Genomic DNA, 7207 nt, shown 5'->3' with positions numbered 1-7207 from the left:
GCACTCGACAGGATTCGAACCTGTGACCGCTCGGTTCGTAGCCGAGTACTCTATCCAGCTGAGCTACGAGTGCATTTGTGTTTTTAAACCAGACCACAACTGGCTGAAGCCGAGTTCTTTATATCGCTATAAACAACTCTTAAATGGTGCACTCGACAGGATTCGAACCTGTGACCGCTCGGTTCGTAGCCGAGTACTCTATCCAGCTGAGCTACGAGTGCATTTGTTGCGCCGCATTATAGCCCGTCTAATCTCTATTCCAACCACTTTTTCTAATAAATTCAACAACTTACAGAAAAAGCCAGATTACAACGTACTAAGCAAATAATGGCGGAGAACGGGGGATTCGAACCCCCGACACCCTTTTGAGGTGTACTCCCTTAGCAGGGGAGCGCCTTCGGCCACTCGGCCAGCTCTCCGCAACACGGGGCGTATATTAACCACCTTCTTCCCCGTTTGCAAACATAAAAATCGATAAAAATTAATGGCTTGGTTCTTCGTCCTTCTCTTTCTTTATACGCAGGTAAATTTCCTCACGGTGCACGGCAACCTCTTTCGGGGCGTTGACGCCGATGCGCACTTGATTTCCTTTGACGCCGAGCACGGTCACGGTGATTTCGCCATCACCGATAATCAGGCTTTCTGCGCACCGACGAGTCAGAATCAGCATACCTTTCTCCTCACGCATTTCATTTCAGGGACAACAGTCTGCAAAAAAAAGGCACCCGACCTACAACCGGAGCGATCGTAGCCCTACATGCCTGAGTATTGACCAGCGCGAGCAAAAGAACAGTTCAGGGGCTCGCGCCATTCAAAAAATAAAGGGCGCGGTCAGACCGCGCCCTTCAGGTGACCGGATTTACTCGCCCTGACGGGCCGGCGCATCCAGTTCGAAAGCCGTGTGCAGGGCGCGCACGGCCAGTTCCAGGTACTTCTCTTCGATCACCACGGAAACCTTGATTTCCGACGTCGAGATCATCTGGATGTTGATGCTCTCCTTGGCCAGGGATTCGAACATGCGGCTGGCCACGCCTGCGTGGGAACGCATGCCGACGCCGACGATCGAGACCTTGGCAATCTTGGTGTCGCCCACCACTTCCCGGGCACCGATCTCGCGAGCGGTGTTTTCCAGCACGGTCTGTGCGGCCTGGTAGTCGTTGCGGTGCACGGTGAAGGTGAAGTCAGTGGTGTTATCGTGCGCAACGTTCTGCACGATCATGTCGACTTCGATGTTCGCGGCACTGATCGGGCCGAGAATCTTGAACGCCACGCCCGGGGTGTCTGGCACGCCACGGATGGTCAGCTTGGCTTCATCGCGGTTGAAAGCGATGCCGGAAATGATCGGCTGTTCCATGGTTTCCTCTTCATCAATAGTAATGAGGGTGCCCGGACCCTCCTTGAAGCTGTGCAGTACGCGCAGCGGAACGTTGTACTTGCCGGCGAATTCCACCGCGCGGATCTGCAGCACCTTGGAACCGAGGCTGGCCATTTCCAGCATCTCTTCGAAGGTGATCTTGTCCAGACGCTGAGCGACCGGCACCACACGCGGGTCAGTGGTGTAGACACCATCGACGTCGGTGTAGATCTGGCACTCGTCAGCCTTCAATGCAGCCGCCAGTGCCACGCCTGTGGTGTCGGAACCGCCACGGCCGAGGGTGGTAATGTTGCCGTGCTCGTCGACGCCCTGGAAACCGGCGACAACCACCACGCGACCTGCTTTCAGATCACCGCGAATCTTCTGGTCATCAATCTGCAAGATACGCGCTTTATTGTGCGCACTGTCCGTCAGGATCCGCACCTGATTACCGGTGTACGACACCGCCGGCACACCGCGCTTGATCAGCGCCATGGCCAACAGGGCAATCGTCACCTGCTCACCGGTGGAAACGATCACGTCCAGTTCACGCGGAACCGGTTGCACGTCGCCACTGATTTGCTTGGCCAGATCGATCAGACGGTTGGTTTCGCCGCTCATTGCAGACAGCACAACCACCAGGTCATCGCCGGCATCGCGGAATTTCTTAACCTTGTCGGCGACCTGCTCGATTCTCTCGACAGTGCCGACCGAGGTGCCTCCAAATTTCTGTACGATCAAAGCCATTTCAAAGCCGCCTCTGCCCATGAAGGGCGCCCAATAATCACTCGAACAGCCGCCGGACCCGCCACTAGACTGCGGACCCGGCGGGCCGTCTTATAAACCCTGCTCGACGAATGGAACGGTCAGCGCCAGCGCGCCATCCAGTGCGCCGGCGTCGACACCGCCGCCCTGCGCCATGTCCGGACGACCACCGCCCTTCCCGCCCACTGCCGCAGCAGCCTGTTTCATCAAATCACCGGCTTTGAGTTGGCCAGTCAGGTCCTTGGTTACGCCTGCAACCAGTACGACCTTTTCCTCATGGACACTGCCGAGCAGGATCACTGCGCGGCCGAGTTTGTTTTTCAGCTGATCGACCAGCGCCAGCAGCGCCTTGCCGTCCTGACCATCCAGACGTGCAGCCAGAACCTTCACGCCTTTGACGTCGACTGCCGAGTTCGACAGATCGTCGCCCGCGGCGCTGGCGGCCTTGGCCTGCAACTGCTCGAGTTGCTTTTCCAGCGCGCGGTTGCGCTCCAGCACGGCCGACAGCTTGTCGATCAGATTGTCGCGGCTGCCCTTGACCAGGTTGGCCGCTTCCTTGAGTTGTTCTTCAGCAGCGTTCAAGTAAGCCAGTGCCGCAGCACCGGTGACTGCCTCGATACGACGCACGCCCGATGCCACACCGCCTTCGCTGATGATTTTCAGCAGGCCGATGTCGCCGGTACGGTTGGCGTGGATACCGCCACACAGCTCGACGGAAAAATCGCCGCCCATGCTCAGCACGCGCACGTTGTCGCCGTACTTCTCGCCAAACAGCGCCATCGCGCCTTTCTGCTTGGCGGTTTCGATGTCGGTTTCTTCAGTTTCAACTGCGGAGTTCTTGCGGATCTCGGCGTTGACGATGTCTTCCAGCGCTTTGATCTGCTCCGGCTTGATCGCTTCAAAGTGGCTGAAGTCGAAGCGCAGACGCTGGCTATCCACCAACGAACCCTTCTGCTGAACGTGCTCGCCCAGTACCTGACGCAGCGCAGCGTGCAGCAAGTGGGTGGCCGAGTGATTCAGCGAAGTCGCGTGACGCACCTCGGCATCGACATGGGTTTCCACTGGCGCGCCGATGGTCAGACTGCCGGAATCCAGCACGCCGTGGTGCAGGAAGGCGCCGCCGGTCTTGGTGGTATCACGGACGTCGAAACGCGCGTTGCCCGCTTGGAGGAAACCGCAATCACCGATCTGGCCGCCGGACTCAGCGTAGAACGGCGTCTGGTTCAGCACGATCACCGCCTCTTCGCCTTCACTCAAGACGTCGACCGACTGGCCATCTTTATAGATAGCGACGATTTTTGCCGAACCGCTGGTGTCTTTGTAACCGGTGAACTCGGTGGCCACATCAACCTTGACCAGGGTGTTGTAGTCCAGACCGAACGAGCTGGCGGAACGCGCACGAACACGCTGGGCTTCCATTTCACGCTCGAAGCCGACTTCGTCGACGGTCAGGCCGCGCTCGCGAGCGATGTCGGCGGTCAGGTCCATCGGGAAACCGTAGGTGTCGTAGAGTTTGAACACTACGTCGCCCGGCACAACGGTGCCTTTGAGTTCCAGCAGATCCTGTTCGAGAATCTTCAAGCCGTGCTCCAGGGTCTTGGAGAACTGCTCTTCTTCGGCCTTCAGTACGCGCTCGATGTTGCTCTGCTGCTTCTTCAGTTCCGGGAAGGCTTCGCCCATCTCGGCGACCAGCGCAGCGACGATCTTGTAGAAGAAGCTGCCGGTAGCGCCGAGCTTGTTGCCGTGACGGCAGGCGCGACGAATGATCCGGCGCAGCACGTAGCCGCGGCCTTCGTTGGACGGCAGCACGCCGTCGGCGATCAGGAAACCGCACGAACGGATGTGGTCGGACACCACTTTCAGCGACGACTGGTCGCCATTTTCGCAGCCGATCGCTTCGGCCGAGGCTTTGAGCAGGTTCTTGAACAGGTCGATGTCGTAGTTGGAATTGACGTGCTGCATCACCGCACTGATCCGCTCCAGGCCCATGCCGGTGTCGACCGACGGCGCTGGCAACGGATGCAACACGCCATCGGCGGTGCGGTTGAACTGCATGAACACGTTGTTCCAGATCTCGATGTAACGGTCGCCGTCTTCTTCCGGCGAACCCGGTGGGCCGCCCCAGATGTGCTCGCCGTGATCGTAGAAAATCTCGGTGCACGGGCCGCACGGGCCGGTATCGCCCATGGTCCAGAAGTTGTCGGAGGCGTAAGGCGCACCTTTGTTGTCGCCGATGCGGATCATACGCTCGACCGGCACACCGATCTCTTTGGTCCAGATGTCATACGCTTCGTCATCGGAGGCGTAGACGGTGACCCAGAGTTTTTCCTTCGGCAGTTTCAGGACGCCGGTCAGAAAGGTCCAGGCGAAGGTAATCGCGTCGTGCTTGAAATAGTCACCGAAGCTGAAGTTACCGAGCATTTCGAAGAAGGTGTGGTGACGAGCGGTATAACCGACGTTTTCCAGGTCGCTGTTCTTGCCACCGGCACGCACGCACTTCTGGCTGCTGGTTGCGCGGGTGTACGCGCGCTTTTCCTGGCCCAGGAAGCAGTCCTTGAACTGGTTCATCCCCGCGTTGGTGAACAGCAGGGTTGGGTCGTTGCCCGGAATCAAAGAGCTGGAGGCTACACGGGTGTGGCCTTGCTCTTCGAAGAAGCGAAGGAAGGCTTCACGGATTTCTGCGCTTTTCATTAGGTTCTTCCACGGAGGCTGCGGCCAAAGGCCTGTACGAAACGTCAACAGACGAAACGACGGCAAAGGGCCGCATTATATCGGCCCTTCGCGCGGGGTACAGCGTGTTTATACGATAGTAACGGTCAATTGGACGGCTAACGCTGTCACTTGCGCGAAAACTCGACGAATGTCGCGATCACTTGCTCGATTTGCGAGCGATTGACGTCCATGTGCGTGACCATGCGCAAGCGCGCAGCGGCGCTCAACTTGATCCCGCGTTCGGCGGCAAACGCCTTGAGCGCTTCGGCCTGATCGCCCATTTGCACGTAGACCATGTTGGTCTGCACCGGCTCGACGCTGAACCCGGCCTCGCGCAGGCCTTCGGCCAAGAACTGCGCGTTGGCATGGTCATCCGCCAGGCGCTCAACGTGGTGATCCAGCGCATACAGCCCCGCCGCTGCCAGCAATCCGGCCTGACGCATGCCGCCGCCGACCATTTTGCGCAGGCGGCGGGCCTTGCCGATCAACTCGGCTGAACCGCACAGCACCGAACCCACCGGCGCGCCAAGGCCTTTGGACAGGCACACCGACACCGAATCAAAGTACTGAGTGATTTCCCGTGCATCGACGCCCAGCTTGACCGCGGCGTTGTAAAGGCGCGCGCCGTCGAGGTGCAGTTGCAAGCCTTTATCCTGAGTGAAGCGCCGGGCGCGGGCCAGATACTCCAGCGGTAACACTTTGCCCTGCATGGTGTTTTCCAGCGCCAGCAGCCGGGTACGGGCGAAGTGAAAGTCATCGGGCTTGATCGCCGCTGCTACCTGATCCAGATCCAGCGAACCGTCGGCCTGCACCTCCAGCGGCTGTGGCTGGATAGAACCGAGCACCGCCGCGCCACCGCCCTCGTACTTATAGGTGTGCGCCTGCTGGCCGACGATGTATTCGTCGCCACGTTCGCAATGCGCCATCAGCCCGAGCAAGTTGCTCATGGTGCCGGTCGGCACGAACAGCGCGGCGGCGAAACCCAGCCTTTTCGCCAATTCGGCTTCCAGACGATTGACCGTCGGATCTTCGCCGTACACGTCGTCACCGGTAGCCGCCGCAGTCATCGCGTCGAGCATGGCAGGAGTCGGTTGTGTGACGGTGTCGCTGCGAAGATCGATAACGCTCATGAACCTGGCCTCTGGTCAGCAGGGGAAATCCCTTTTCGAAGGTGAATTACTGCGGTCATGGCGCCGATTAATCAACCCTTGAGCGAGTAAAAAGGCACTTATTCCTTGAGAGAGCACAACCCTGTGGGAGCGAGCTTGCTCGCGAAAGCGGAGTAATAGTCAGCATGTGCGTTGAATGTTAAGTCGCTTTCGCGAGCAGGCTCGCTCCCACAGGTTCTGTGCAAGGCCGGAAAATATGTGATAAAAACGCTGCGCCGCCCGAGAAAGGGCGGCGAAAACGTTCTCAGGGCGGGGTGTAATTCCCCACCGGCGGTAATTGCGCGCAATGTGCATAGCCCGCGAGCGCTTGGCGGCGACCACGGCAAAGGCTGTGATCGGCGACAAGGTCAGCAGACCCGGTGTGATTCCGGGGCCGACGGTCATAGTCCGGATGAAGAGAGAACGGGATTGATGCCAGAGGGCCGCCCGCGCGCTTGTGTGCTCGTGCGCACCCTTGAATCCCTTTCGATTCATAACGCCCTGTTTTTCACACAAACAGGAGTCAGAACATGCAACCCACCGCTATCGACAGCAAAACCAAACACCCCCACGGCGAGCGCGTTGCGTTCATCCAGGCCTGCTGGCACAAGGAAATCGTCGACCAGAGCCGTAAGGGCTTCGTCGCCGAAATGCTCGCTCAGGGTTACCAGGAATCGGACATCGACTTCTTCGAAGTCGGCGGCGCCTTTGAAATGCCCCTGCACGCCAAGTTGCTGGCCAAGACCGGTCGCTATGCCGGCATCGTCGCGGCCGCTCTGGTCGTGGACGGCGGCATCTATCGTCACGAATTCGTTGCCCAGTCAGTGGTCAGCGGCCTGATGCAGGTGCAACTGGAAACCGAAGTACCGGTGTTCTCGGTGTCCCTGACCCCGCACCACTTCCATGCCGGTGAAGAACATCAGAAGTTCTTCTTCGAGCACTTCGTGCACAAGGGTCAGGAAGCGGCGCGGACTTGCGCGGATACGCTGCAGAAGGTTCGTGCGTTGCGTCGCAGTGAGCCGCGAGCTGTAGCGGTCTGATAAAAAACCAATATGGGTGAGGCCTTGTGCCTCACTCAAATCAAATGTGGGAGCGAGCCTGCTCGCGAATGCGGTGTGTCAGCCATCATAATTGCTGGCTGACGGTCAGCATTCGCGAGCAGGCTGAACTGGTCAAGTAATCTTGGACACTGATTAAGGTTTCACGCCGCCAACTTCTCCTTGGCGAC

The 7207-nt window shown here is 58.8% G+C and carries 5 protein-coding genes, 3 tRNA genes and 1 riboswitch; of the genes, 1 reads left to right on the top strand and 7 read right to left on the bottom strand.

All coding sequences use genetic code 11. The features are described 5' to 3' along the window. The 7 genes from AC3WMV_RS27910 to ltaE form a co-directional block, all read right to left on the bottom strand. Nucleotides 1-73 (bottom strand) — tRNA-Arg (locus AC3WMV_RS27910). A 71-nt stretch (nucleotides 74-144) separates the two neighbouring features. Further along, nucleotides 145-221 (bottom strand) — tRNA-Arg (locus AC3WMV_RS27905). 107 nt (nucleotides 222-328) lie between these two features. Further along, nucleotides 329-419, bottom strand: a tRNA-Ser gene (locus AC3WMV_RS27900). A gap of 62 nt (nucleotides 420-481) precedes the next feature. After that, a complete protein-coding gene (csrA, locus tag AC3WMV_RS27895) occupies nucleotides 482-670 on the bottom strand; it encodes a carbon storage regulator CsrA (protein WP_002554426.1) in 189 nt (62 codons plus the stop codon). A gap of 189 nt (nucleotides 671-859) precedes the next feature. After that, a complete protein-coding gene (locus AC3WMV_RS27890; RefSeq protein WP_025112914.1) occupies nucleotides 860-2101 on the bottom strand; it encodes an aspartate kinase in 1242 nt (413 codons plus the stop codon). A 90-nt stretch (nucleotides 2102-2191) separates the two neighbouring features. Continuing rightward, nucleotides 2192-4810 carry an alanine--tRNA ligase gene (gene alaS / locus AC3WMV_RS27885; RefSeq protein ID WP_103368769.1) on the bottom strand — a complete coding sequence of 873 codons (2619 nt, stop codon included), beginning with the start codon at nucleotides 4808-4810 and terminating at the stop codon, nucleotides 2192-2194. Between the two features lie 146 nt (nucleotides 4811-4956). Continuing rightward, entirely contained in the window at nucleotides 4957-5961 is a 1005-nt protein-coding gene (gene ltaE / locus AC3WMV_RS27880; protein WP_103368770.1) for a low-specificity L-threonine aldolase, read from the bottom strand. Nucleotides 5962-6236: 275 nt separating this feature from the next. Further along, nucleotides 6237-6408: riboswitch (FMN riboswitch) on the top strand. A gap of 101 nt (nucleotides 6409-6509) precedes the next feature. On the opposite strand from ltaE, the gene AC3WMV_RS27875 reads away from it, so the two are divergent. Continuing rightward, nucleotides 6510-7019, top strand: coding sequence for a 6,7-dimethyl-8-ribityllumazine synthase (locus AC3WMV_RS27875; RefSeq protein ID WP_047599675.1), 510 nt, complete (start codon nucleotides 6510-6512; stop codon nucleotides 7017-7019). The last annotated feature ends 188 nt before the right edge of the window (nucleotides 7020-7207 follow it).

This window comes from Pseudomonas sp. FW305-3-2-15-E-TSA4 (assembly GCF_058787295.1).
Note: the sequence above shows the minus strand (reverse complement) of the source record. Positions and strands in the feature narration are given on the sequence as shown.